Raw genomic sequence first — 23013 nt, 5'->3', positions numbered from 1 at the left:
GTGCCGCTACGCGGGCACGCTCGCCACGCCCGGGGCCAGGAACGGCTTGCCGTGCACCCGCTCCGAGACGCCCTCACGGTCCAGGTACGGTGTGATGCCGCCCAGGTGGAAGGGCCAGCCGGCACCGGTGATCAGGCAGAGGTCGATGTCCTGCGCCTCGGCGACGACACCCTCCTCCAGCATGATGCCGATCTCCTGCGCGACCGCGTCCAGGACGCGGTCGCGCACCTGCTGCTCCGTCAGGACGCTGTCGCCCTGGACCAGGAGCGCGGCGACCTCGGGGTCCAGCTCCGGCTTCCCGGAGTCGTAGACGTAGAAGCCGCGCTTGCCCGCCTTGACGACCGCCGCCAGGTTCGGGGAGACCGTGAAGCGGTCCGGGAAGGAGCGGTTGAGCGTCTCGGAGACGTGCAGACCGATCGCCGGGCCGACCAGCTCCAGCAGCACCAGTGGGGACATCGGCAGACCGAGCGGCTCGATGGCCTTCTCCGCGGTCGCGACCGGGGTGCCCTCGTCGATGACGTTCTGGATCTCGCCCATGAAGCGGGTGAGGATGCGGTTGACGACGAACGCCGAGGCGTCCTTGGTCAGCACGGCGGTCTTCTTCAGCTTCTTCGCCACGGCGAACGCGGTGGCCAAGGACGCGTCGTCGGTCTTCTCGCCGCGCACGATCTCCAACAGCGGCAGCACCGCGACCGGGTTGAAGAAGTGGAAGCCGACGACCCGCTCCGGGTGCTCCAGCTTCGAGGCCATCTCGGAGACCGACAGGGACGAGGTGTTGGTGGCCAGGATCGTCTCCGGCTTCACCACCGCCTCGACCTCGGCGAAGACCTGCTGCTTGACGCCGATCTCCTCGAAGACCGCCTCGATGACGAAGTCCGCGTCGCCGAAGGCGGCGGCCTTGTCGAGGGAGCCGGAGACAAGGGCCTTGAGGCGGTTCGCCTTGTCCTGGTTGACGCGGCCCTTGAGCAGCAGCTTGTCGATCTCGCCGTGGACGTAGCCCACGCCCTTGTCCACGCGCTCCTGGTCGATGTCGGTGAGGACCACCGGCACCTCCAGGCGGCGCGCGAAGAGCAGCGCCAGCTGGGAGGCCATCAGACCGGCGCCGACGACGCCGACCTTGGTGACCGGGCGGGCGAGGTTCTTGTCCGGGGCGCCGGCCGGGCGCTTGCCGCGCTTCTGCACCAGGTTGAAGGCGTAGATGCCGGAGCGCAGCTCGCCGCCCATGATCAGGTCCGCCAGGGCCTCGTCCTCGGCGTCGAAACCCGCGGACAGGTCACCGTCCTTGGCGGCGGCGATGATGTCCAGCGCCCGGTAGGCGGCCGGGGCGGCACCGTGCACCTTGGAGTCGGCGAAGGCACGGCCCTTGGCGACGGCCTCGTCCCACGCCGCGCCGCGGTCCACCTCGGGGCGGACGATCTGGATCTCGCCCTTGAGGACGGCGGCGGTCCAGGAGAGCGACTGCTCCAGGAAGTCCGCGCCGTCGAACAGCGCGTCGGCGATGCCCAGGTCGTAGACCTGACCGCCCTTGAGCTGCTTGTTCTGGTTGAGCGAGTTCTCGATGATGACGCTCACCGCGCGCTCGGCGCCGATCAGGTTCGGCAGCAGCGCGCAGCCGCCCCAGCCCGGGACCAGGCCCAGGAAGACCTCGGGCAGGGAGAACGCGGGGATGGCCGAGGAGACGGTGCGGTAGCCGCAGTGCAGGCCGACCTCGACGCCGCCGCCCATGGCCGCGCCGTTGTAGTACGCGAACGTCGGCACCGCCAGGGACTGCAGGCGGCGGAAGACGTCGTGGCCGCCCTTGCCGATGGCCAGCGCGTCCTCACGGCGCCCCAGCAGTTCGACGCCCTTGAGGTCGGCGCCCACCGCGAAGATGAACGGCTTGCCGGTGAGGCCGACGCCGACGATCTCGCCGTCCGCGGCCTCCTTCTCGACCTGGTCGAGGGCGGCGCTGAGGTTCGCCAGCGACTGCGGGCCGAAAGTGGTCGGCTTGGTGTGGTCCAGGCCGTTGTCCAGGGTGATGAGCGCGAAGCGCCCGGCGCCCAGGGGGAGGTCGAGGTGGCGCACGTGCGCCTGCGTCACGACCTCGTCCGGGAACAGCTCGGCCGCTCCCTTGAGAAGCTCGGCGGTCGTGGTCACTTGCTGCCTCCGTCGAAGTGCGGGTTCTCCCAGATCACGGTGCCGCCCATGCCGAAGCCGACGCACATCGTGGTCAGGCCGTAGCGGACGTGCGGCTGCTCCTCGAACTGGCGGGCCAGCTGCGTCATCAGACGGACGCCGGAGGAAGCGAGCGGGTGGCCGAACGCGATGGCGCCGCCGTACTGGTTGACGCGCGGGTCGTCGTCGGCGATGCCGTAGTGGTCCAGGAAGGCCAGCACCTGGACGGCGAACGCCTCGTTGACCTCGAAGAGGCCGATGTCGGAGATGGACAGGCCCGCCTTGGCGAGCGCCTTCTCGGTCGCCGGGACCGGGCCGATGCCCATCACCTCGGGCTCGACGCCCACGAAGGAGTACGAGACCAGGCGCATCCTCACCGGGAGGCCCAGCTCCCGTGCGACGTCCTCGGCGGCGACCAGGGAGGCGGTGGCACCGTCGTTGAGCCCCGCCGCGTTGCCCGCGGTCACCCGGCCGTGGGCGCGGAACGGGGTCTTGAGGCCCGCCAGGTTCTCCAGCGTGGTGCCCGGGCGCATCGGCTCGTCGGCGGTGGCCAGGCCCCAGCCGGTCTCGCCGGCGTCGGGAGAGGTACGGCGCACCGAGATCGGCACCAGGTCCTGCTGGATCCTGCCGTTCGCGTACGCCTTCGCCGCCTTCTCCTGGCTGCGGACCGCGTACTCGTCGGCGCGCTGCCTGGTCAGGTGCGGGAAGCGGTCGTGCAGGTTCTCCGCCGTCATACCCATGAACAGGGCGGACTCGTCCACCAGCTTCTCCGACACGAAGCGCGGGTTCGGGTCCACGCCCTCGCCCATCGGGTGCCGGCCCATGTGCTCCACGCCGCCCGCGAGCGCCACGTCGTACGCGCCGAAGGCGATGCCGCCGGCGACGCTGGTCACCGCGGTCATCGCGCCCGCGCACATGCGGTCGATGGAGAAACCGGGCACCGACTTGGGCAGCCCTGCCAGGATCGCGGCCGTACGGCCCAGGGTCAGGCCCTGGTCGCCGATCTGGGTGGTCGCGGCGATGGCGACCTCGTCGATGCGCTCCGGGGAGAGCGCGGGGTTGCGCCGCAGCAGCTCCCGGATGGACTTGATGACCAGGTCGTCGGCACGGGTCTCGTGGTAAATGCCCTTCGGGCCCGCCTTGCCGAACGGGGTGCGGACGCCGTCGACGAAGACGACGTCCCTAGCGGTACGAGGCACGTTGGCTCTCCTCAAGGTGCGGGTTCGCTTGCCGCGGGCAGAAGCGGCGGCTCCGCCGTACATGCTACTCGTGGGTAACCGATGTGCACAGTGCGGGTGGGCGGCGTCACACGTTCGGTCGTCCTCCGGGGTTGCCGTGTGCGGGTGCGTCGTGGTTTCCGTGGGGTTTCTCCCCCGCCCTCCCGCCGCAGGCGCAAACAACCCGCGCACCACAACGGACCGCAACCGACCCCGGACACCCCCGCACCGCGGGGGCGGCTCAGGGGGTCGCGGACAGGGACGCCGTGAGGATGGGCGTGGTGAGCTCGACCTGCCAGGGGCGCGCCCCCGCGTCCTGGAGGAAGCCCGCCACGGACTCGGCGCCGCGGTCCCGCGGAGGCGCCCAGCACAGGCGGCGGACGGTGTCCGGGGTGATGAGGTTCTCCTGGGGGAGGTTCAGCTGCTCCGCCAGTGCCGACACCGCCGCACGCGCCGCGGAGAGCCGGGCCGCGGCGGCCGGGTCCTTGTCGGCCCAGGCGCGCGGCGGCGGGGGACCGGTGTAGGCGGGGCCGGGCTGCGGCAGCTCCCGCTCGGGGATGCTGCGGGCGTGGTCGATCGCGGCCTGCCACTGCTCCAGCTGGCGCCGGCCCATGCGGTGCCCGAATCCGGGGAGCGCGGCCAGCGCGTGCGCGTTGGGCGTGGCCTCCAGCGACGCGGTGACGATCGCGGCGTCGGTCAGGACGCGGCCGGGGGAGACGTCCCGCTCGCGGGCGATCCGGTCCCGCAGGTTCCACAGCTCGCGTACGACGGCCATCTGGCGGCGCCGGCGCACCTTGTGCATGCCGGACGTGCGGCGCCAGGGGTCGACGCGGGGCGGGGGCGGCGGGGCCGCGGCGATGGCCGCGAACTCCTGGAGCGCCCATTCCAGCTTGCCCTGGGCACGCAGCTCCTCCTCCAGCGCGTCGCGCAGGTCGACCAGGAGCTCGACGTCGAGCGCGGCGTACCGCAGCCACGGCTCGGGCAGCGGCCGGGTCGACCAGTCGACGGCGGAGTGGCCCTTCTCCAGGGCGTACCCGAGGACGTTCTCCACCATCGCGCCGAGCCCGACCCGGGCGAACCCGGCGAGGCGGCCGGCCAGCTCGGTGTCGAACAGCCGGTCCGGGCGCATGCCGGTCTCGTCGAGGCACGGCAGGTCCTGCGTGGCGGCGTGCAGCACCCATTCCGTGCCGTCGAGCGCGGCGCTGAGCGCCGACAGGTCCGGACATGCGACGGGGTCGATCAGCGCGGTCCCTGCCCCGGTGCGGCGCAGCTGGACCAGATAGGCCCGCTGCCCGTAGCGGTAGCCGGATGCGCGCTCGGCGTCGACGGCGACAGGTCCGGAGCCCGCGGCGAAAGCCGCGACGACGTCGGCGAAGGCCTCCGGGCTGGCGGTCACCGGCGGGATGCCCTCGCGCGGGTCCAGCAGCGGGACCGGCGCCGGGGGTGCTTCTGTTGCGGTCTCTCGGGCGTCGGTCACCAGTCAAGAGTATCTGTGTACAGCAGGGGCCCGCCGACGGAACGTTCCGTCGGCGGGCGCGCCCGGGATATGACTTCGATCAGTGGATGATGCCGGTACGCAGCGCTACCGCGACCATGCCCGCGCGGTCACCGGTGCCCAGCTTGCGGGCGATCCGGGCCAGATGGCTCTTCACGGTCAGCGCGGACAGCCCCATCGAGACCCCGATCGCCTTGTTCGACTGGCCCTCCGCGACCAGCCGGAGCACCTCGACCTCGCGGCCCGACAGCTCGCGGTAGCCGCCGCCGTGGCCGGGGGCGCCCGGTGGGCGGCGCTGCAGCCGCTGGCCGGCCGGGCCGAGGGGGACGGCGCCGGGGCGGCCGGGGATGCCGAGGTTGGTGCGGGTGCCGGTGACGACGTAGCCCTTCACGCCGCCCGCGAGGGCGTTGCGAACGGCGCCGATGTCGTCGGCGGCGGACAGGGCCAGGCCGTTGGGCCAGCCCGCCGCCCGGGTCTCGGCGAGCAGGGTCAGCCCGGAACCGTCGGGGAGGTGTACGTCGGCGACACAGATGTCTCGGGGGGTGCCCACCCGGGGCCTGGCCTCGGCGATGGAGGACGCCTCGATCACGTCGCGTACCCCGAGCGCCCACAAGTGGCGCGTGACGGTGGAACGTACGCGGGGATCGGCGACCACCACCATCGCCGTCGGCTTGTTGGGGCGGTAGGCGACCAGGCTTGTGGGGTGCTCGAGAAGAACCGACACCGGGCCTCCTGGGACATTGGCTGGAAGGGTCACAGGTTCCTTCGGCAGCAACTTCGCCCGGCTTTAGAGAATGATCACGACTTGTTTAGTAACAATTCCGGCAATTCGGACGCGCTGTCGACCAGGGTCGATCGAAGGTGTGAAGATCGCGGTCACCGGGTGTCAGAGCTGGTTGACGGCGGTAAAGCGAATGGTCAGCGCGGGCGCGGTGGCCTTCAGCGGGTCTGCTGCGGACCGCGCCGCTTCGGGAGCGGCACGACCGAGGGACCGCCGCCGCCGGGCGGGGGGCACGAGGGCTCGGTGGGCGCGGGCGGCAGTCCCGCGCAGGTGCACAGCAGGTCGCACCAGGCCGCCAGGTGGGCGGCCATGTCCGGTACGCCGCCGCTCACCGGGAGAGGCGTCCACGAGGCGCGGATCTCGATACGGGTGGAGTCCTCGCGCCCGGCCAGGGCGCCGAAGTGGTGCGAGGAACTGCGCGAGACCGTACCGCCCACCTCGGTGAAGGCCGCGCCGCGCCCCTCCAGGGCGCCGGTCAGCCACGACCAGCTCACCTCGGGCAGCAGCGGGTCCGCAGCGATCTCCGGCTCCAGCTCCGCCCGGACCAGGGTGACCAGCCGGAACGTGCCGTGCCAGCCCTCCTGCCCGTCGGGGTCGTAGAGCAGCACCAGGCGGCCGTCCCCGAGTTCCTCGTCGTCGTCGACGACGACCGCCGCCTCCAGGGCGTACGCGTGCGGCGCCAGGCGCTTGGGCGGGGGTACCGGATCGAGCTCCACCTCGTGCCGTACCCGGGCGCGCAGCAGTGCGTCGACCGCGTGCTGGAACGGGAGGGGGGCGTCGTTCCCGTCCGAGAGGTGCCCATGAGCCGCTGCCATGCCCGGAAGCGTAGGCCGAAGGGGGCCCGCAGTGAGGGAGGACACCCGGTTGGGCGGGTCGCCCACTTGGCGCATGCGAAGATTCGGGGGTGAGTGCGCACCAGCAGACCGCTGCTTCCCCCTTCATCCTGGCGTGCCGGCGCCGGCCCGTGCCGCACACCCCCGTGTGGTTCATGCGCCAGGCCGGGCGCTCCCTCCCCGAGTACCTCAAGGTGCGCGAGGGGATCCCCATGCTCGAGTCGTGCATGCGGCCCGACCTCGTCACCGAGATCACGCTGCAGCCGGTGCGGCGCCACAAGGTCGACGCCGCGATCTACTTCAGCGACATCGTGGTGCCGCTCAAGGCCATCGGGCTCGACCTCGACATCAAGCCGGGCGTCGGCCCCGTCGTCGAGCAGCCGATCCGCAGCCGCGAGGACCTGCAGCGCCTGCGGCCGCTCGACCCGGACGACGTCAAGTACGTCACCGAGGCGATCGGCATGCTCACGGGTGAACTCGGCGAGACGCCGCTGATCGGCTTCGCGGGCGCGCCCTTCACCCTGGCGAGCTACCTCGTCGAGGGCGGTCCCTCGCGCAACCACGAGCGCACCAAGGCCCTCATGTACGGCGAGCCCGAGCTGTGGGCGGAGCTCCTGGACCGCCTCGCGGACATCACCTCGGCCTTCCTGAAGGTGCAGATCGAGGCCGGTGCCAGCGCGGTGCAGCTCTTCGACTCCTGGGTCGGCGCGCTCGCCCCCGAGGACTACCGGCGCCACGTCATGCCCGCCTCCGTCAAGGTCTTCCGGTCCGTCGCGGACTACGGGGTGCCCCGCATCCACTTCGGCGTCGGCACCGGAGAGCTGCTCGGGCTCATGGGCGAGGCCGGCGCGGACGTCGTCGGCGTCGACTGGCGGGTCCCGCTGGACGAGGCCGCCAGCAGGGTCGGCCCCGGCAAGGCGCTCCAGGGCAACCTGGACCCCGCGGTGCTCTTCGCCCCGCGCGAGGCGGTCGAGAAGAAGACCCGCGAGGTCCTGTACTCGGCCGGAGCCGCCCCCGGTCACATCTTCAACCTGGGCCACGGCGTCCTGCCCACCACGGACCCCGACGCCCTGACCCGCCTCGTGGACTTCGTCCACACCGAGACGGCCCGCTGACACCGGTGACCCCGCGCCGTCCGGCGCGGGGTCACCGCGTCCGCGGCTACTCCCGCGGCTGCGCCTCGCCGTCGCCCGCCCCGGCCGGCGCGGGCACCGGCAGCGGCTCCGGGGGCGCGGTGACCCCGCGCCGGACGGGCAGCGCACGACGCAGCAGCCGCAAGCCCAGGTAGCCGGCAAGCGCCAGCACCGCGAACGGGGCCACCACGGCCAGGACGACGAGGATGCCCCGCAGGGTCAGGTAGAAAGCGTGCCAGCCGCTGCCGAGGGCGTCGCCCACGGTGGCCCAGAAGCCGTCGTCCTTCTTCTTCGGCGACTCCTTGAGCGGCGGTTCCTGCACCTCCAGCGTGATCGTCGCCATGCCGGTCCGTGCCTTCAGTGAGGCCTGCTGGGCCTCGAGCGCCTCCAGGTCGGCCTGGCGGGAGCTGAGTTCGCTCTCCAGGGCGACGATGTCGCTGAGCCTGGTCGCCCGGTCCATCAGCTCCCGCACCCGGGCCACGCTCGCCCGCTGCGTCTTGAGCCGGCTCTCGACGTCCACGACCTGGCCGGTGACGTCCTGGGCGTCCACCTTGCGGTTGCGCAGCGTGCCCAGCTCGGAGAGGTCCTTCAGGACGCGGTCGTAGCCGTCGGGCGGCACGCGGAGCGTGATGGTGGAGTACTCGAGACCGTCCTCGTCCAGGCTGGTGCTCTCGTTGCCGACGTAGCCGCCCGAGCCCTCCACCAGCGTGCGAGCCTTGGCCAAGGCTCCGGAGACGTTCCTGGCCTCGACCGTCAGCGTCGCCGTGCGCACGATGTACGACTGTGCGAGGGTCGGGGTCCTTCCCGCCCCGGTGCCTTGTCCGCTGCCGGAGCCCTTGCCGGTGGCGTTCGGCGCGTCCGCCTCGGCGGGCTCCCGCGCGCCCGGCTGCTCGGCGAGGCCGGGGGCGGCGGCCCCGGCCTTGCCGTCGGACGCTGCCGAGTCGGCGCTGCTCTCGCTGCCGCCGGCGCCGCAGCCGGTGAGCGTGAGGGCGGCGGCCAGCGCCAGCGCGCCGAAGGCGGCGGCAAGTGGTCTGCGCGTGACGGTGGTTGACGTGCTCACAGGGCATCCCCCCGGGTCCGTTGCATGTGTTGCCGATTCGACGTGGGGGGCGCGGGGCGGGTTTCGGGTCCGTGATCCCGAAGAGGTCACGGTTAGGGCTCGTTCCGGCGTCTGAGACAGTGGAGGCATGAGCGATACGCAGCCCCTGGCCGGGCACGTGGTGGTCGTGGGCGGCGGGGTCTCCGGACTCGCCGCGGCGCATTTCCTGCTGGAGGGCGGAGCGGTACGGGTGACCGTGCTGGAGTCCTCCGGGCGCCTGGGCGGGAAGCTGTACGCGGACGAGATCGCGGGCGTCCCCGTCGACCTGGGCGCCGAGTCGATCCTGGCGCGCCGCCCCGAGGCGGTCGACCTGGCCCGCGCGGTCGGACTCGGCGACGATCTGGAGGCACCCGCCACGACGAACGCGGGCCTGTGGACGCGCGGCCGGCTGCGCCCCATGCCCAAGGGCGGCGTCATGGGCGTCCCCGGCGACCTCGGATCGCTCGCCGCCTCCGGGGTGCTGTCCGCGGCCGGCCTCGCCCGGCTGCCGCTCGACCACCTTCTGCCCCGCACCAAGGTCGGCGAGGACGTGGCGGTGGGCGCCTTCGTCGCCGCCCGGCTGGGCCACGAGGTCGTCGACCGGCTCGTCGATCCGCTGCTCGGCGGGGTGTACGCGGGCAACGCCTACGAGATCTCGCTGCGCGCCGCGATCCCGCAGCTGTACGAGGGCGCGCGCGCCGGCCGCTCCCTGATCGAGACCGTCCGCGAGAGCCAGCGCAAGGCAGCCGCCGCGCGGAAGGACGGCCCGGTCTTCGCCGGCATCCGCGGCGGCGTCGGGCGGCTCCCGGTCGCCGTCGCCGAGGCCTGCCGCGCCGCCGGGGCCCGCATCGAGACCGACGCCCCGGTCCGGACGCTGCGCCGCACGCCCGACGGCTGGGAGGTCGCCTTCGACCACGACGGCACCCGCGAGACGCTCGCCGCGGACGCGGTCGTGCTGGCCGTGCCCGCCCCGGCCGCGGCCAGGCTGCTGGCCGCCGAGTCGCCGGGTGCCGCCACGGAGCTGTCGGCGGTGGAGTACGCGAGCGTCGCCCTGGTCACCATGGCCTTCCGGCGCCGCGAGATCGCCCACGCCCTGCCCGGCAGCGGCTTCCTCGTCCCCCCGGTGGACGGGCGCACCATCAAGGCGTCCACGTTCTCCAGCCAGAAGTGGCACTGGAGCGGCGCCGCCGACTCCGACGTCTACGTGCTGCGCACCTCGGTCGGGCGGCACGGCCAGGAGGCCGACCTCGCCTGGGACGACACCGATCTCGTCCGCCTCTCCCGCGAGGACCTCGGCGAGGCCGTCGGACTCGCCGCGGCGCCCGTCGCGGCCCGTGTCACCCGCTGGGACGGCGGCCTGCCGCAGTACCCGGTCGGCCACCTGGCCCGGGTCACGCGGCTGCGCGAGCACGTCGCGAAGCTGCCCGGTCTCGAGGTCTGCGGCGCCCTCTACGAGGGCGTGGGCATCCCGGCCTGCGTCGCGAGCGCGCGCGGCGCGGCCACGCAGGTACTGGACACCCTGCGGCGGGCCGCGGAACCCGGCGCGGGACAATAGCCCCATGACCGACTCCACTGCTTCCGCCGCCCCCGCCAAGGCCCCCAACGCCGGCAAGAAGGCCAAGGACCTCAACGAGGTCATCCGGTACACCCTCTGGTCGGTGTTCCGGCTGCGCGACGTCCTTCCCGACGACCGCATCCGCTACGCGGAGGAGGTGGAGGAGCTCTTCGCGCAGCTCGCCGAGAAGGACGTCACGGTCCGCGGCACCTACGACCTGTCCGGGCTGCGCGCCGACGCGGACGTCATGATCTGGTGGCACTCCGAGACCGCGGACGCCCTGCAGGACGCCTACAACCGCTTCCGCCGCACCCTGCTGGGCCGCCGGCTGGAGCCCGTGTGGTCGAACATGGCACTGCACCGCCCGGCGGAGTTCAACAAGAGCCACATCCCCGCCTTCCTCGCCGACGAGACCGCCCGCGACTACGTCTCGGTCTACCCCTTCGTCCGCTCCTACGACTGGTACCTCCTCCCCGACGAGGACCGCCGCCGCATGCTGGCCGACCACGGCAAGATGGCGCGCGGCTACCCGGACGTGCGGGCGAACACGGTGGCGTCGTTCTCACTGGGCGACTACGAGTGGATCCTGGCCTTCGAGTCGGACGAACTGCACCGCATCGTGGACCTGATGCGTCACCTGCGGGCTTCGGAGGCGCGTATGCACGTGCGCGAGGAGGTGCCGTTCTACACCGGCCGCCGCAAGTCGGTGGCGGACCTGGTGGCGGGTCTGGCCTGAGGCCCGGCTCCGCGCGGCGCTCAGCTCAGGGCCGCGCGGAGTGCGGGATCGGGGAGGGCTGAGGGGCCCCGGACGGCGAGGGCGGTGAGCATGTGCCGGTCGTCGTCGGGGGCCGGGCCGCGGGGGACGTCGACGGCGCGCAGCAGGTCCTGGCCCGCGGGCGCGGCCCAGCGGGTGCAGGGGTCGATCTCGAAGCGCGCGATGGCCAGGCAGCCGAGGGTGATCAGCAGGGGGAGCGCGAACCACGGCAGCAGGGACCGGCCGGCGGGGCTGAGGGTCGTCGCCGCCGTCGCCATGACCAGGATGAGGGCGGGCGCCGCGCGGACCTCGCGGATGCCGGTGGAGAGCGACTCCCGGGCCGCCGAGGGCACAGCGAGCCCCGCGTCGGTGAGCCGCTGCGCCAGTGCGCGGACCCCGTCGGAGGTGGCGTGCGCCGCCCGTATCGAGGGGACGGGGGCCTGACCCTCGGGACCGGTGGCGGCGATCAGGGAGCGCTCTATGGCGTCCCGGCCGTCGGGGTCCACGACCGTCGCCCAGCCGGTCCCGGCGAGCAGCAGACGGCGTTCGCGCCCCATCGTGACCATCGTCAGCTCGGTGACCCGGCGCGGCCCGCCGGACAGGAAGGCCATCTCGTAGAGCCCGAGCGTGTGCTCGGCGGCCGGTGCGACGGCCCTGTCAGGCAGATCGGCCGCGGCGACCGCCGCCCTGCACAGGCGTGTGCAGGAGGCGATCGCCGCGGCCCAGGCCACGAGGAGGAAGAGCATCCACATGAGGGAGTTCTAGCCGACCCCCGCGGGGGTCCGTGCAGGGGGTCCCGAATCGGGGCGGGCGGACCGGTGGCGGCGGGGCCGGGCGGGCTACCGCGTCAGCCGCAGTTGCGGTTTCCGTTGATGCAGCTCACGACCTGGTTCATCAGGCGCGTCGGCATGAAGTTGGCGAAGTCCGCGTGGTCCGTGACCGGCTTGTGCAGCTGCTCGGGGAAGCTGTCGAGCGCGAAGTTCGGACCCTGCGGGACCTTGTAGGTCAGCCGCATCTTCAGCTGGGGCACGGCCTTGAAGCCGGCCTGACACCGTCCCGCGCCGTCCGCGAAGACGATGTGGGTGCGGTGGTTGGCGCTGTCGGCGTTGGTCCCGTCCCAGCAGCTGGGGAAGTTCAGGGTGCGGACCACGCGGCTGCCCTGCGGGCACAGCGGGTACTTGTCGGTGAGCTGGCGGTTCTCGAAGCCCGTGCAGCTCCACGACGCCTTGGCGTTGGCGACGCCGTTGGTGAAGGACTTGGCGTCACCCATGATGACCCGCAGGGTGGACGGCATCGCCGTCACCTTGGACGTCGGGCTGCCGCCGAAGACCAGCTGCACCGAGGTCGCCTGCAGGATGGTGCCGGTGTTGCCGTCGGCGTCCGGCGCGTCGTTCGCGGAGCGGGTGCGAAGGACCGGCCAGAAGTACGTCGACTTGTCCCCGCGGGCGCAGGTGGTGCCGGCCGCGGCCAGGGACTCGTTGGTCGAGAAGCCGTCGGTGCTCAGGTTGCCGACGTAGTCGTGGACGTGGTGCGCGCCGTTGGCGACGCCGGGGGCCACGATGAAGTTGTCGGGGTTGTGGTGCTTGTTCTCGTTGCGGCCGCAGCGGGCCGTGAACGTGCCGCGCGAGGCGCCCCGCTGGTTCGCCGCACGCTGGACGTTGGGCTTGACCGAGCGGATGTCGGCGAAGTCCTCGGGGGAGGGGCCGTTGGTCTGCGAGCCGCCGCCGGCGGGCGCGGACGCCGAGGCCGAGGCGGACGCGGAGGGGGCCGCGGAGCCGTTCTGGCCGCCGTTGTTCTGCCCGCCGTTGTTCTGGCCCCCGTTGTCCGCCTTGGTGCTGTTCCCCGGGCTCGGGCTCTGCCAGCCGCCCGAGTGGCCGGAGTTGGACCGCCAGTGGGCCGAGGCCGATCCGGTGACCAGGGCGAAGGTGCCGCCGGAGCCGAGCAGTGCCAGCACGGCTATCAGCACGAGTTGCTTGGTGCTCAACCTGCGCCGGTGGTTCATGTGTTGTCGTGTGGGCATGGGATCGCTCATTTCTACTGCGACGGCTGGGGGGATGAAGCCGCTGGGGGAAGTGAGTACGTCGGGGACGGCGTGACGATGAAGGTCGGCTCACCGGGGGCAGGCGAGACCGGCACCGCCGCGGCCGGGTTGGTGGGGCTGGCGGTCGTGTCCACGGCGACCTGGTCGAAGTTGACCATCCCGGTCTTCTCCAGAACGGTGATGTGGTCGAGCACCGTCGCGTTCGCCTGGTCCGCCAGTTCGCGCACCAGTGAATTGCGGGTGGTGGCGCGCACCTGGGCGATGACCGAGAACACCTGGCCGTGGGCGAGCCTCAGGATATTCGCGAACTTCTGGTCGAAATCCTGTCCGGTCGCGGAGGAGAAGGTGGCCAGGAATCCCATTTGCTGCGCCGTGGGCTGGTTGGGCAGGGTGATGCCCAATTGGGGCGCGATCGTGCGGCACGTGGCGTCGAGGTTCGTGTGCCCGTCGATCAGGTGCTGCCCCGCGCGCTTGACCGCAGGCGTCGTCCCCTTCTGCAGGGCCATCTGCCCGGCGGGGAACTCCCACAGGCCCGCCAGTCGGACCTTGGTGACGAAGGTGCGGTCCAGCTGGGTGAGGGGACCGTACTGCGTGGACACGGTCTGGGCGCCGGCCGCGGTCACGGCGGGGCTGTTCAGCCCCGACATCACGGGGTAGGCCAGCGCGGCGAGGGTGACCACGAGAGCCCCGACCACGAGGCTGAGTCCGGTGGCGTAACGGGTGGATCGCATGGGACCGCACGTTAGTGCGTTTGAACCGTCCAAGGCGAGGAAGTGTCACGTATTCGCGAATTCCAGGAATCCGGGCCCGGTCCTTGATACGTTGTTGCCTTTTCGTGCCCGATGGGCCCGCTGCCATTTCCGTCGCAGGTCAGAAGCCTCTTGAAAAAGATTATGGCAGCTTTGAACGGAGCGTGTCCCGCATACGTATGAATACGTGTGAGGGCTGTCGCGGTCCCGGAAAAACCCTTCCGCGCAGCCGCGGCCCGCGCGCCGGGAGCGGTGCCGGGCCCGACCGCTCCCGCCACCACGCGGCCAACTGCCGCGTGAGCGCGGGGTCGTGCGTGCCGCTCAGGCCGTCGAGGACGTACGCGGCGAAGTCCAGGGCGTCGCGGCGGTAGCCGCCCGAGAACGGCCGCACGGCGGCGTAGCGCAGGAACGCCGGGCGGTACGCGGCCCCCAGGATCTCCGGCAGCTCGGGCGCCACCTTGGCGACGACGCCCGCGCGCTTGGCGGCCAGCGCGCGGCTCTGCACGCCGATCCGGGTCCGGTCGAAGCCCTCCGGCACCGGTGTCCCGGCCACGAGCGCGGACAGCAGCGCGGTCTGGCGCAGCGCGAGGCACTGGCGGGCCGCCCCGGGTGCCGCGGCGACCCCGGCGGGCACGTCCGGCGACGCGTCCGCGCGCCCGCCCGTTCCGGCGTCCACCACGCGGCGTATCGCGGCCAGTTCGCCGGCCAGCTCGCCGTCCGGGGGGAAGTCGTCGTCGCGCTCCAGCAGCACACCGGGCGGGCGGGCGCGCTCGTACAGCGCCGCCAGCACGTCCAGGACGGCCTCGGGGACGGGGTGCGCGTGGCTGTCGTGCCACACGCCGTCCTTCTCGACACCGCCCGCCACGTGGACGTAGGCGATCGCGTGCACCGGCAGCGCGTCGAGCGCCGCGAGGGGGTCCTCACCGCGGTTGACGTGGTTCGTGTGCAGATTGGCGACATCGATCAGCAGGCGCACCCCGGTCCGCTCGACGAGCTCGGCGAGGAAGGCCCCCTCGCTCATCTCCTCGTCGGGCCAGGCCACCAGCGCCGCGATGTTCTCCAGCGCGAGCGGCACCGGCAGCGCGTCCTGCGCGATGCGCACGTTCTCGCACAGCACGTCCAGCGCGTCGCGAGTCCGCGGCACGGGCAGCAGGTGCCCCGCCTCCAGACGCGCCGAGCCGGTCAGCTCCCCGCCGCCGCGGACGAAGGCGATGTGCTCGGTGACGAGCGGCGCGCCCAGCGCCTGCGCGCGCTGCGCGAGCGCGGCCAGCCGCTCCGCCCCGGGCCGCTCGGCGCCCCCGAGGCCGAGCGAGACTCCGTGCGGGACGACCGTGACACCGCGCTCGCGCAGTCGCAGCAGGGAGTCGGGCAGACGGCCGGGGCAGACGTTCTCGGCGACCGCCTCGACCCAGTCGACGCGGCCGGCCTCCGCGAGCGCCTCGACGGCCGCCGCGATCTCCGGCCGCCAGCCGATGCCCGTGCCCAGATACGAGTGCTCCATGCGCCCCCCTTCCTCCTGCGGGGGTTCTGGCCCGGCGCGGGGCCGGTGAACCCCGCGGGGGCGGGTTTCAGAGCTTGATTTGAGCTTGCCGCCTCAGCGGCGCAGCGCGGGATGGTCCGCCACGACGGTGCACGAGCCCGGGGCGATCTCGGTGAACCCGGCGTCGCGCACCACGGGCAGCCCGGAGGCGGTCAGCGCCTCCCAGCCGGCCTGCGGCGCCGTGCGCACCGCCAGCGGGAAACCGGTGTCGCGCCAGTGCGCGCGCTCGGCGGCGGACAGCGCGAGCCAGGCGAGCTGGGCGCCGTGCCCGGCCTGCGCCATGGCCTTGCCGGCCGACATCTGCACCCCCGGGTTGAGCCAGAGCACCGGCGTCCCGCCCTCCGGCGCCACGGGCGGCTCCGGGTCCTCCAGCTCCGTCCCGGACACCTGCAGCCGGGCCAGGTCCTTGGGCCAGCCGTCCAGCGGCACCGGCGGGAAGACGCGGACCTCGGCGGACTTGCCGGTGACCGTGATGCCGGGAAGCGTCTCGGCCCGCCGCCACTCGGCGCCGCGCGCCCGCCGCACGACCTTGCGGATGCGGGCGTCCTCCCAGCCCCGTACCGCCTCGGCCCACTCCCCGTCCGCGGCGGTCGCGCGCTCGTCGGAGCGCAGCAGGAGCACGGCGCGGGCGGCCGTCTCCAGCGCGTCGGTGCGCGCCGGCGGGGCGGCCCGCTCGATGCGGACGACCAGGGGCAGGACGAACTGGGGTGCGGCGTCGCGAGGATCGGTTGTCACCTCGACAGTCTGCCACCCGCCCCGCAGGAGCTTGTCGGAGCCGATCCCTCCGGGCCAGGATGCCGGGGTGCACAGCGACCTCTTCGCGACCGAGAACACGGCGCAGCCGGCCACCGAGCCCGGCATGACCCTCCAGAACGCCAAGTCGATCAAGTACGCGGTGAACGGCGAGTGCCTGGCCCGCCAGGGTTCGATGATCGCCTTCCGCGGCAACCTGCAGTTCGAGGTGAAGGGCCAGGGCGTCGGCAAGTTCCTCAAGCGCGCCTTCACGGGTGAGGGCCTGCCGCTGATGGCGGTCCGCGGCCAGGGCGAGGCCTGGTTCGCGCACGAGGCCGCCAACTGCTTCGTCGTCGACCTCGACCCGGGCGACAGCCTCACCGTCAACGGCCGCAACGTGCTGGTCTTCGACTCGACCCTCTCCTACGAGATCAAGGTCGTGAAGGGCGCCGGGATGGCCGGCGGCGGCCTGTTCAACAGCGTCTTCACCGGGCACGGCCGCCTCGGCGTCATGTGCGAGGGCAACCCGATCGTCATCCCGGTCACCCCGCAGGCCCCGGTGTACGTCGACACCGACGCGGTCGTCGGCTGGAGCGCCCAGCTGCAGACCTCCCTGCACCGCTCGCAGAGCTTCGGCTCGATGCTGCGCGGCGGCTCGGGCGAGGCCGTGCAGCTGATGCTGCAGGGGGAGGGCTTCGTGATCGTCCGGCCCAGCGAGTCCACGCCCCACCAGCCCTCCAACTGACGTGCGGCTGGAGGCGGTCGGCCGCCGGTACGGGGCGCGCGGGCCCTGGGTGCTGCGAGGGGTCGACCTCGACGTGCCCCGGGGACAGGTGCTGCGCGTCGAGGGGACGAACGGCAGCGGCAAGTCCACGGTCCTGCGGATCCTCGCAGGCATCGACCACCCCACCACGGGCCGGGTCAGCGGGCGCCCGCGCACCGCGTACGTCCCGGAGCGCTTCCCGCCCGCGCTGCCCTTCGACGCGCACGGCTACCTCGTGCACCTCGGGCGCGTGCACGGGCTCGGCGGCCGCACCGCCGCCCGGCGGGCCGAGCAGTGGCTGGAGTGCTTCGGCATCGCCGGGTACGCCCGGACCCCGCTCGCCGAACTGTCCAAGGGCACCTGCCAGAAGGTGGCGGTCGCCCAGGCGCTGGTGGCCGAGCCCGAACTCCTTGTCCTGGACGAGGCGTGGACCGGGCTCGACGAGGACGCGCGCGCCGTCCTGGACGACGCCGTGCGCGCCCGCAGCGCCGCCGGCGGCACTGTCGTCTTCGTCGACCACGACCCGCGCCGGCTGGCCGCCGACACCACGGCCGCCCACCGCGTCCAGGACGCCCGGCTGGTGCCGGTGCCCCCGCACACCACCGGGCCGCGGGTCGTCATCGAGGCCAGTGGAGGCGGGGAGCCGCCGGCCGGCCTCTCCCACGAGCCCGCCGCGCCCGGCACGCTGCGGGTGACCGTCCCGGCCGCCGAGTCCGACGCCGTCCTGCGGCGGCTGCTCGCCGCGGCCCCGCCCTGGCACATCCGCTCGGTACGTCCCGCGCAGCCGCCCACGGAGCCCGCATGACCGCGACCCTGCACTACCGGACCGCACTGCTCCTGCGGTCCTTCCGCTGGCTGCCGCCGCTGCTGCTGCACCTGGCCGTCATGGGGATCGGGCTCGCCGGGGGGCCGCAGCCGCTGCTGGACTCCCTCGGCTGGAGCGCCGCCGCGCTGCTCCCGGCCGCGGCCTGGCTGGTGCGGGTCAGCGTGACGGCCGAGCCGCCGGCCGCCCGTGCCTGCGTGGCGGCCGCCACCGGGCCGGGGCGGGCCCACACGGCGGGCGTCCTGGCGGCGCTGCTGTGCTCGGTGGTGCTGGGCGCGGTGAGCACCGCCGTGGTCGTCGCCATCGCCGACCCGCACACCACGGACCACCTCAAGGCCGTCCCGGTGGTCCCGGCGGCCGCGGCCGGCCTCCTCGCCGCCCTGGTGACCGCGCTGCTCGGCACCGCCGTCGGCGCCCTCACCAACCCGCCGGTGCTGCTCCGCCCCGGATGGGCGGTGCCCGTCACGGCCCTCACCACGGTCCTGGTCCTCGTGGCCGCCGGATCGCCCGCCAACGCGGCGGTCACCGGGCTCGTCACCGGTTCCCGTACCGGCGCCGTCCCGTTTCCGCTGGTGCCGCTCCTGGCGGCGGCGCTCGCCGCCTGCGGCGCCACCTGGCTCGCGGCGACGCTCAGCGCCCGCCGCGGCTGAGGGGCCGGGGCGCCGACGGGGACGCTCAGCCCTCCAGTGCCATCCGGACGCCCAGCGCCACCAGCACGCCGCCGGACACCGCCTCCAGACGGCGCCGCACCGCGGCGCGGCCGAACACCGGCCTCAGGCGGTCGACGAACCAGACGTACATCCCGTAGTAGCCGACCTCGTAGACCGCCCACAGCGCCGCGAGCCCGGCCATCGCGGGGAGCCGGGGCGCGCCCGAGGGCACGAACTGCGGCAGGAACGACATCGCGAAGACGGCCGCCTTGGGATTGGCCAGGTTCATCCCGAGCCCCGCGCGGTAGGCCGCCCACGGGGTCACCGCCGCGTCCTCACCCGCCGCGGCCCGCTCGGGGTCCGGGCCGCGGCGGGCGGCACGCAGCGCCTGCACCCCGAACCAGACCAGGACGGCGGCGCCGACCATCCGCACGACGTCGTAGGCGAGCTGCGAGGCCGCGAGGAGCGCGGTCAGCCCGAAGGCGGCGCACAGGCCCCAGACGAGCACACCGGTCTCGTTGCCGAGGACGGTCGCGAACCCGGCACGGCGGCTGCGCAGGGAGTGCCTGATGATCAGCACCGTGCTCGGCCCGGGGGCCGCGGCGACGAGGGTGCAGGCACCGAGGAAGGGCGGCAGGACGCTCAGCATCCCGTCATGGTGCTGCAGGGGGCCCCTCGCGCACCAGACGGTTTCCCTGCGCCGCGACGTCCTGCCGGCCCTTTCCCGCGCCGTCCGCGCCGTCCCCGGGACCACCGCCGCCGGACAGCCGCATCGCCACACACGCCCCGGCGTACAGCACGGCCACCAGGATCAGCAGCGCCCGGTAGCCCGTGAGCAGCGCCAGGTACTCCAGGGCGCCGCCGGTCAGGGCGCCCAGGAGGTTGGCACCGAAGGCGGAGGTCGGGTCCGGTGACCTGGCGAGGCGGTCGGAGAAGATCAGGTTGGCGCAGAAGATCGGCGCGAAGGCGAGTGCGACGGCGGCCGCGAGGCGTGCCGCGAAGGGCAGCGACAGCACGGCCTGCACCGGGACGAGCCAGCCGACGGCGAGCGTGACGAAGAGCAGGATCTGCAGTGCCGTCTGGTTGAGCCGGCGCATGCGGCGCCGCACCTCGACGGCGGCCAGCACCGCCAGCAGCACCCCGATGAAGACCAGCGCGTTCACCAGCCACGTGGTGCCGAAGTACAGCGCGAAGCCGATGACGTTCTTCGTCTCCAGCAGCAGGAAGGCCGCGCCCATCAGGAACATGTCGGCGTAGCGCAGCGTCCCGCGCAGCCGCACCCCGGCCAGCCGCACCGAGATCACGGTGACGAGCAGGATCAGTCCCAGCGCGCCGAGGTAGAGGCCCGGCACGGTGCGGTTCAGCAGGTACGGGAAGGGGTGGTCGTCGTCGGCGGGCGGCGGCACCGCCCCGGAGGCCCGCCAGACCGTCCCGCAGCTCTGGTCCGCCGGCGTCAGCCCGGCCACCAGGACCGCGGCGCGCTTGCTGTACTCCGTCATGCACGGCGCGTGCCCGAAGACCTGGTCCAGGCTTCCGGCGAAGCGGTCGATCAGCCATTGCTGCCGGTAGTAGTTGTACATGGCGAACGCGCCGCCGGGCGCGAGGTGGTCACGTGCCGACTCGAAGGCCTGCTTGGTGAAGAGGTAGCTCTCCAGCCGCAGGTTGCTCGCCCCCGACACCAGCGTGAGCGAGTCCGGCAGGGCCAGCACGATCAGGTCGTACCTGGTGTTCGTCCGCTCCAGGAAGGCCCGGCCGTCGTTGATGTGGACGTGCACCCGCGGGTTCTCGTACGGCCGCGCGGGGTGCAGCTGCGCCCCGATCTCCTGCAGCCGCGGGTCGATCTCGACGGCGTCCACGTACTGCGCGCCGTTGGCCAGCGCGACGGCCACGTCGTTGCCGTTGCCCGCTCCGATCACCAGCACCTTGCGGTGCGGATTGTCCGGGGTCTCCCGGTAGGCCTGCTCGTACGGCGAGTCGGGCTGCTGCAGCACCTGCAGCGGCGCGATGCTCTGGTGCGGAACGCCGTTGGCGGCGATCTTGTACGTCCGCGAGCTGGTGCCCGGCTCGGGGCGGGTCAGCTCGATCTTGTAGTAGGGCGACCACGACACCCCCGGCGCCAGCGACTCGAAGAGCAGCGTCAGCACCATCGCGGCCAGCGGCAGCGCGTACCGCAGCGTGTTCCGCCGGCCGCCGAGCACGAACAGCGCCGCCGCGGCGATCAGCCCCCACACCAGCGAGGGCGCGCGCAGCCAGGACAGCCCCGCGAAGGCCACCGAACCGGTCAGCGAGCCGAGCAGGTCCCAGCGGTACGCCTCCAGCGACGGAAGCTGCCGGAACAGATCGGCGGTGATCTTGCCGATCGCCATCATGGCGACCGCCACCAGCAGGAAGAGCACCGGCAGCGTCACCCACTGCGGCAGCCCGGTGGTCTTGACCGCCGTGAAGTAGATGATGTCGCCGCTGCTCTGCCGCACCTGGACCGGGAACTCCCGCACCAGCACCACCAGCACCGCCAGCGGCAGCGGCGCCCACCGCTTGAGCCACTGGCCGCGTTCCGCCCCGATGAGGAAGCCCAGCCCGATGCCCAGGAACGAACCGAGCAGGATGAAGTTGGAGAAGTAGCTCAGATGGACGACGTTCGCGCCCGCCCACCGGATCAGCGCCAGTTCGACGAAGAGCATGGTGGCGCTGGCCAGCAGCAACCTGGCCCGTACGTGGTGTTCCATGACGCGCCACGTTGCCACCCGGTGGGCGGGGAATCGACGGACGCGCCCCGCGTGGCGCGCGAGCCCCACGCGGGGGGCCTAGCCGTCGGATTTCGTGATCAGTCCCCCACGGGGGCCAGTCGCAGCGAGATCGAGTTGATGCAGTAGCGCTGGTCCGTCGGGGTGTCGTAGCCCTCGCCCTCGAAGACGTGGCCCAGGTGCGAGCCGCAGCGGGTGCAGCGGACCTCGGTACGGGTCATGCCCATCGAGCGGTCCTCGATCAGCTCGACGGCCTTGCTGTCCTTCGGGTCGTAGAAGGACGGCCAGCCGCAGTGCGACTCGAACTTCGTGTCCGAGGTGAACAGTTCGGCGCCGCAGGCGCGGCACGAGTAGACGCCCCGGGTCTTGGTGTCGGTGTACTCACCCGTGAAGGGACGCTCCGTGCCGGCCTGGCGCAGGACCGCGTACTCCTGCGGCGTCAGCTCCTGACGCCACTGCTCCTCGGACTTGTCGACTTCGTACGCCATGGTCCTCCCTCTCCTCAGTTCTCCAGGCGCGCGAGGATGCGCGGACCGAGATCGGTCACGTCTCCCGCGCCCATGGTGAGAACAAGGTCACCGGGCCTGGCCATTCCGGCGACGACCTCGGGTACCGCTTCCTTGTCGTGCTCGGCGGTGACCTCGGCGCCGGCGGCGGCGGCCGCGTCGATGATCAGGCCGCTCGTGATGCCGGGGATCGGATCCTCGCGGGCCGGGTAGATGTCCAGCACCACGGAGGCGTCGGCGAGCGCGAGGGCCCGGCCCATCTCGCGGCCCAGCTCCTGGGTGCGGCTGAACAGGTGCGGCTGGAAGACCACGACGATGCGCCGGTCCTCCGCCGCCTCGCGCAGGGCCTGCAGGTCCGCGGTCATCTCGGTCGGGTGGTGCGCGTAGGAGTCGATGACCTGGACGCCCGCCGCGGTGCCCTTCAGCTGCAGCCGGCGCTTCACCCCGGTGTAGGTGCCCAGCGCCTTGGCCAGGCCGTCCGCCGGGACGCCCAGCGCGACGCCCGCGGCGAGGGCGGCGACCGCGTTGTGGGCGTAGTGCCGGCCGGGCACGGAGACGGTGAAGGTGCGCTCCTCGCCGTCCAGGCGGACGGTGACCTCGCCGGCCATCCCGTGCGGGGTGACCCGCAGGATGCGCACGTCGGCCTCCTCGTCCTCGCCGACGCGCACGATCTTCAGCCCCTCGCGGCCCGCCACCCGGGCGGCCAGCTCCCGCGCGCCGGAGTGCTCGCCGACGACCAGGGTGCCACCGGGGACGATCTTGCCGACGAAGATCTCGAACGACTCGTGGATCTCGTCCATCGACGCGTAGTTCGCGTGGTGGTCGAGCTCCACGTTGAGCACGATCGCGACCTCGGGCTCGTACTTCTGGAAGCTGCGGTCGCTCTCGTCCGCCTCCGCCACGAAGATCTCGCCGGTGCCGTGGTGGGCGTTGGAGCCGGGGGCGTCCAGGTCGCCGCCGATGGCGTAGGACGGGTCCAGGCCCAGCGCGGACAGGCTCACCGCCAGCATGGAGGTGGTGGTCGTCTTGCCGTGCGTGCCGGCCACCGCGATCGGGCGCGAGCCCCCCATCAGCGCCGCCAGCGCGTCGGAGCGGTGCACCACCGGGATGCCGCGCTCGCGGGCCGCCTTCAGCTCCGGGTTGTCCTCGCGGATGGCGCTGGAGACGACCACACAGCTCGCGTCCTGCGCGAGGTGCGCGGCCGAGTGGCCGATGTGGACGGTCGTGCCCAGCTCGCGCAGCGCGTCCGTCGTGCCGGAGTCCTTCGCGTCGCTGCCCGCGACGGCGGCGCCGCGCTGGGTCAGGATCTTCGCGATGCCCGACATCCCGGCCCCGCCGATCCCGATGAAATGAGGTCGGTCCATGCCGGGGGGAAGGGTGGGGCTCATGCGCGGTGCTCCCTGGAACTCACTGGGTCGGTCGTCGGCCGTGCCCGATTCTTCCACCAGTCGCGGGCACGGTGTCC

Annotated in this window: 21 protein-coding genes; 6 read left to right on the top strand and 15 right to left on the bottom strand. The window is 73.0% G+C overall.

The features are described from left to right. Positions 1-6: 6 nt before the first annotated feature. The 5 genes from B085_RS0134735 to B085_RS0134715 form a co-directional block, all read right to left on the bottom strand. Positions 7-2136 carry a 3-hydroxyacyl-CoA dehydrogenase NAD-binding domain-containing protein gene (locus tag B085_RS0134735; RefSeq protein WP_018563214.1) on the bottom strand — a complete coding sequence of 710 codons (2130 nt, stop codon included), beginning with the start codon at positions 2134-2136 and terminating at the stop codon, positions 7-9. After that, on the bottom strand, positions 2133-3353 hold the full coding sequence (locus B085_RS0134730; RefSeq protein ID WP_018563213.1) for a thiolase family protein: 1221 nt from the start codon (positions 3351-3353) through the stop codon (positions 2133-2135). Before B085_RS0134730 ends, B085_RS0134735 begins: the two co-directional genes overlap by 4 nt. A gap of 259 nt (positions 3354-3612) precedes the next feature. Next, complete coding sequence (locus B085_RS0134725; RefSeq protein WP_018563212.1) at positions 3613-4848, bottom strand: HRDC domain-containing protein; 1236 nt, start codon at positions 4846-4848, stop codon at positions 3613-3615. Positions 4849-4927: 79 nt separating this feature from the next. Next, positions 4928-5590, bottom strand: a complete 663-nt coding sequence (locus B085_RS0134720) for a response regulator transcription factor (protein ID WP_018563211.1) — start codon at positions 5588-5590, stop codon at positions 4928-4930. A gap of 215 nt (positions 5591-5805) precedes the next feature. Continuing rightward, positions 5806-6462, bottom strand: coding sequence for a DUF3000 domain-containing protein (locus tag B085_RS0134715; RefSeq protein ID WP_018563210.1), 657 nt, complete (start codon positions 6460-6462; stop codon positions 5806-5808). Between the two features lie 89 nt (positions 6463-6551). Here B085_RS0134715 and hemE point away from each other — a divergent pair, with 89 nt between their 5' ends. After that, the gene (gene hemE, locus B085_RS0134710) at positions 6552-7595 is read left to right on the top strand and encodes a uroporphyrinogen decarboxylase (protein ID WP_026251751.1); all 1044 of its coding nucleotides are present in this window, start codon (positions 6552-6554) and stop codon (positions 7593-7595) included. A gap of 46 nt (positions 7596-7641) precedes the next feature. Here the strand turns inward: hemE and B085_RS0134705 are convergent, their stop codons facing one another. Beyond that, a complete protein-coding gene (locus B085_RS0134705; protein ID WP_018563208.1) occupies positions 7642-8673 on the bottom strand; it encodes a DUF4349 domain-containing protein in 1032 nt (343 codons plus the stop codon). Between the two features lie 127 nt (positions 8674-8800). Between B085_RS0134705 and hemG the strand changes: the two genes are divergently transcribed. Both hemG and hemQ read left to right on the top strand, forming a co-directional pair. Beyond that, complete coding sequence (gene hemG, locus B085_RS0134695) at positions 8801-10246, top strand: protoporphyrinogen oxidase (RefSeq protein ID WP_018563207.1); 1446 nt, start codon at positions 8801-8803, stop codon at positions 10244-10246. A gap of 4 nt (positions 10247-10250) precedes the next feature. Then, positions 10251-10982: a hydrogen peroxide-dependent heme synthase gene (gene hemQ, locus B085_RS0134690; RefSeq protein ID WP_018563206.1), complete on the top strand. Its 732-nt coding sequence runs from the start codon at positions 10251-10253 to the stop codon at positions 10980-10982. A 20-nt stretch (positions 10983-11002) separates the two neighbouring features. Here the strand turns inward: hemQ and B085_RS0134685 are convergent, their stop codons facing one another. The 5 genes from B085_RS0134685 to B085_RS0134665 form a co-directional block, all read right to left on the bottom strand. Beyond that, a complete protein-coding gene (locus tag B085_RS0134685) occupies positions 11003-11752 on the bottom strand; it encodes a TIGR04222 domain-containing membrane protein (RefSeq protein WP_018563205.1) in 750 nt (249 codons plus the stop codon). A gap of 95 nt (positions 11753-11847) precedes the next feature. After that, entirely contained in the window at positions 11848-13020 is a 1173-nt protein-coding gene (locus B085_RS0134680) for a DUF1996 domain-containing protein (protein WP_234018724.1), read from the bottom strand. Between the two features lie 14 nt (positions 13021-13034). Continuing rightward, entirely contained in the window at positions 13035-13772 is a 738-nt protein-coding gene (locus B085_RS0134675; protein WP_018563203.1) for a DUF4142 domain-containing protein, read from the bottom strand. A 160-nt stretch (positions 13773-13932) separates the two neighbouring features. Next, the gene (locus tag B085_RS44775; RefSeq protein WP_018563202.1) at positions 13933-15291 is read right to left on the bottom strand and encodes a DUF692 domain-containing protein; all 1359 of its coding nucleotides are present in this window, start codon (positions 15289-15291) and stop codon (positions 13933-13935) included. A gap of 93 nt (positions 15292-15384) precedes the next feature. Then, entirely contained in the window at positions 15385-16191 is an 807-nt protein-coding gene (locus B085_RS0134665) for an aminoacyl-tRNA hydrolase (RefSeq protein WP_018563201.1), read from the bottom strand. Between B085_RS0134665 and B085_RS0134660 the strand changes: the two genes are divergently transcribed. The 3 genes from B085_RS0134660 to B085_RS48335 are packed head-to-tail and all read left to right on the top strand — an operon-like array spanning position 16133 to position 18298. Beyond that, positions 16133-16807, top strand: a complete 675-nt coding sequence (locus B085_RS0134660) for an AIM24 family protein (RefSeq protein ID WP_018563200.1) — start codon at positions 16133-16135, stop codon at positions 16805-16807. The two genes, B085_RS0134665 and B085_RS0134660, sit on opposite strands and share 59 nt — an antisense overlap. 1 nt (position 16808) lies before the next feature. Beyond that, positions 16809-17630, top strand: coding sequence for an ABC transporter ATP-binding protein (locus B085_RS48340; protein WP_018563199.1), 822 nt, complete (start codon positions 16809-16811; stop codon positions 17628-17630). Further along, positions 17627-18298 (top strand): hypothetical protein, encoded by a 672-nt coding sequence (locus B085_RS48335; protein WP_018563198.1) that lies wholly within the window; start codon positions 17627-17629, stop codon positions 18296-18298. Before B085_RS48340 ends, B085_RS48335 begins: the two co-directional genes overlap by 4 nt. 25 nt (positions 18299-18323) lie before the next feature. Here the strand turns inward: B085_RS48335 and B085_RS0134645 are convergent, their stop codons facing one another. From B085_RS0134645 to murC, 4 genes are all read right to left on the bottom strand, one after another. Beyond that, positions 18324-18947 carry a LysE family translocator gene (locus tag B085_RS0134645; RefSeq protein WP_018563197.1) on the bottom strand — a complete coding sequence of 208 codons (624 nt, stop codon included), beginning with the start codon at positions 18945-18947 and terminating at the stop codon, positions 18324-18326. Positions 18948-18951: 4 nt separating this feature from the next. After that, on the bottom strand, positions 18952-21024 hold the full coding sequence (locus tag B085_RS0134640; RefSeq protein ID WP_018563196.1) for a spermidine synthase: 2073 nt from the start codon (positions 21022-21024) through the stop codon (positions 18952-18954). Positions 21025-21122: 98 nt separating this feature from the next. Then, on the bottom strand, positions 21123-21530 hold the full coding sequence (msrB, locus tag B085_RS0134635; RefSeq protein ID WP_018563195.1) for a peptide-methionine (R)-S-oxide reductase MsrB: 408 nt from the start codon (positions 21528-21530) through the stop codon (positions 21123-21125). 14 nt (positions 21531-21544) lie between these two features. Continuing rightward, positions 21545-22936, bottom strand: a complete 1392-nt coding sequence (murC, locus tag B085_RS0134630; RefSeq protein WP_026251749.1) for a UDP-N-acetylmuramate--L-alanine ligase — start codon at positions 22934-22936, stop codon at positions 21545-21547. Between the last annotated feature and the right edge of the window lie 77 nt (positions 22937-23013).

Source organism: Streptomyces sp. BoleA5 (assembly GCF_000373665.1).
In the GTDB taxonomy this organism is placed as follows: domain Bacteria; phylum Actinomycetota; class Actinomycetes; order Streptomycetales; family Streptomycetaceae; genus Actinacidiphila.
The sequence above is the reverse complement of the archived record's forward strand: the minus strand, read 5'-3'. Positions and strand labels throughout refer to the sequence as shown.

Coding starts and splice junctions, on each gene's coding strand:
- B085_RS0134715 (WP_018563210.1), bottom strand. CDS start 6,462: ATGGCAGCGGCTCATGGGCACCTCTCGGACGGGAACGACGCCCCCCTC.
- hemG (WP_018563207.1), top strand. CDS start 8,801: ATGAGCGATACGCAGCCCCTGGCCGGGCACGTGGTGGTCGTGGGCGGC.
- hemQ (WP_018563206.1), top strand. CDS start 10,251: ATGACCGACTCCACTGCTTCCGCCGCCCCCGCCAAGGCCCCCAACGCC.
- B085_RS0134685 (WP_018563205.1), bottom strand. CDS start 11,752: ATGTGGATGCTCTTCCTCCTCGTGGCCTGGGCCGCGGCGATCGCCTCC.
- B085_RS0134680 (WP_234018724.1), bottom strand. CDS start 13,020: ATGCCCACACGACAACACATGAACCACCGGCGCAGGTTGAGCACCAAG.
- B085_RS0134675 (WP_018563203.1), bottom strand. CDS start 13,772: ATGCGATCCACCCGTTACGCCACCGGACTCAGCCTCGTGGTCGGGGCT.
- B085_RS44775 (WP_018563202.1), bottom strand. CDS start 15,291: ATGGAGCACTCGTATCTGGGCACGGGCATCGGCTGGCGGCCGGAGATC.
- B085_RS0134665 (WP_018563201.1), bottom strand. CDS start 16,191: ATGCCGGGCTCGGTGGCCGGCTGCGCCGTGTTCTCGGTCGCGAAGAGG.
- B085_RS48335 (WP_018563198.1), top strand. CDS start 17,627: ATGACCGCGACCCTGCACTACCGGACCGCACTGCTCCTGCGGTCCTTC.
- B085_RS0134645 (WP_018563197.1), bottom strand. CDS start 18,947: ATGCTGAGCGTCCTGCCGCCCTTCCTCGGTGCCTGCACCCTCGTCGCC.
- B085_RS0134640 (WP_018563196.1), bottom strand. CDS start 21,024: ATGGAACACCACGTACGGGCCAGGTTGCTGCTGGCCAGCGCCACCATG.
- msrB (WP_018563195.1), bottom strand. CDS start 21,530: ATGGCGTACGAAGTCGACAAGTCCGAGGAGCAGTGGCGTCAGGAGCTG.
- murC (WP_026251749.1), bottom strand. CDS start 22,936: ATGAGCCCCACCCTTCCCCCCGGCATGGACCGACCTCATTTCATCGGG.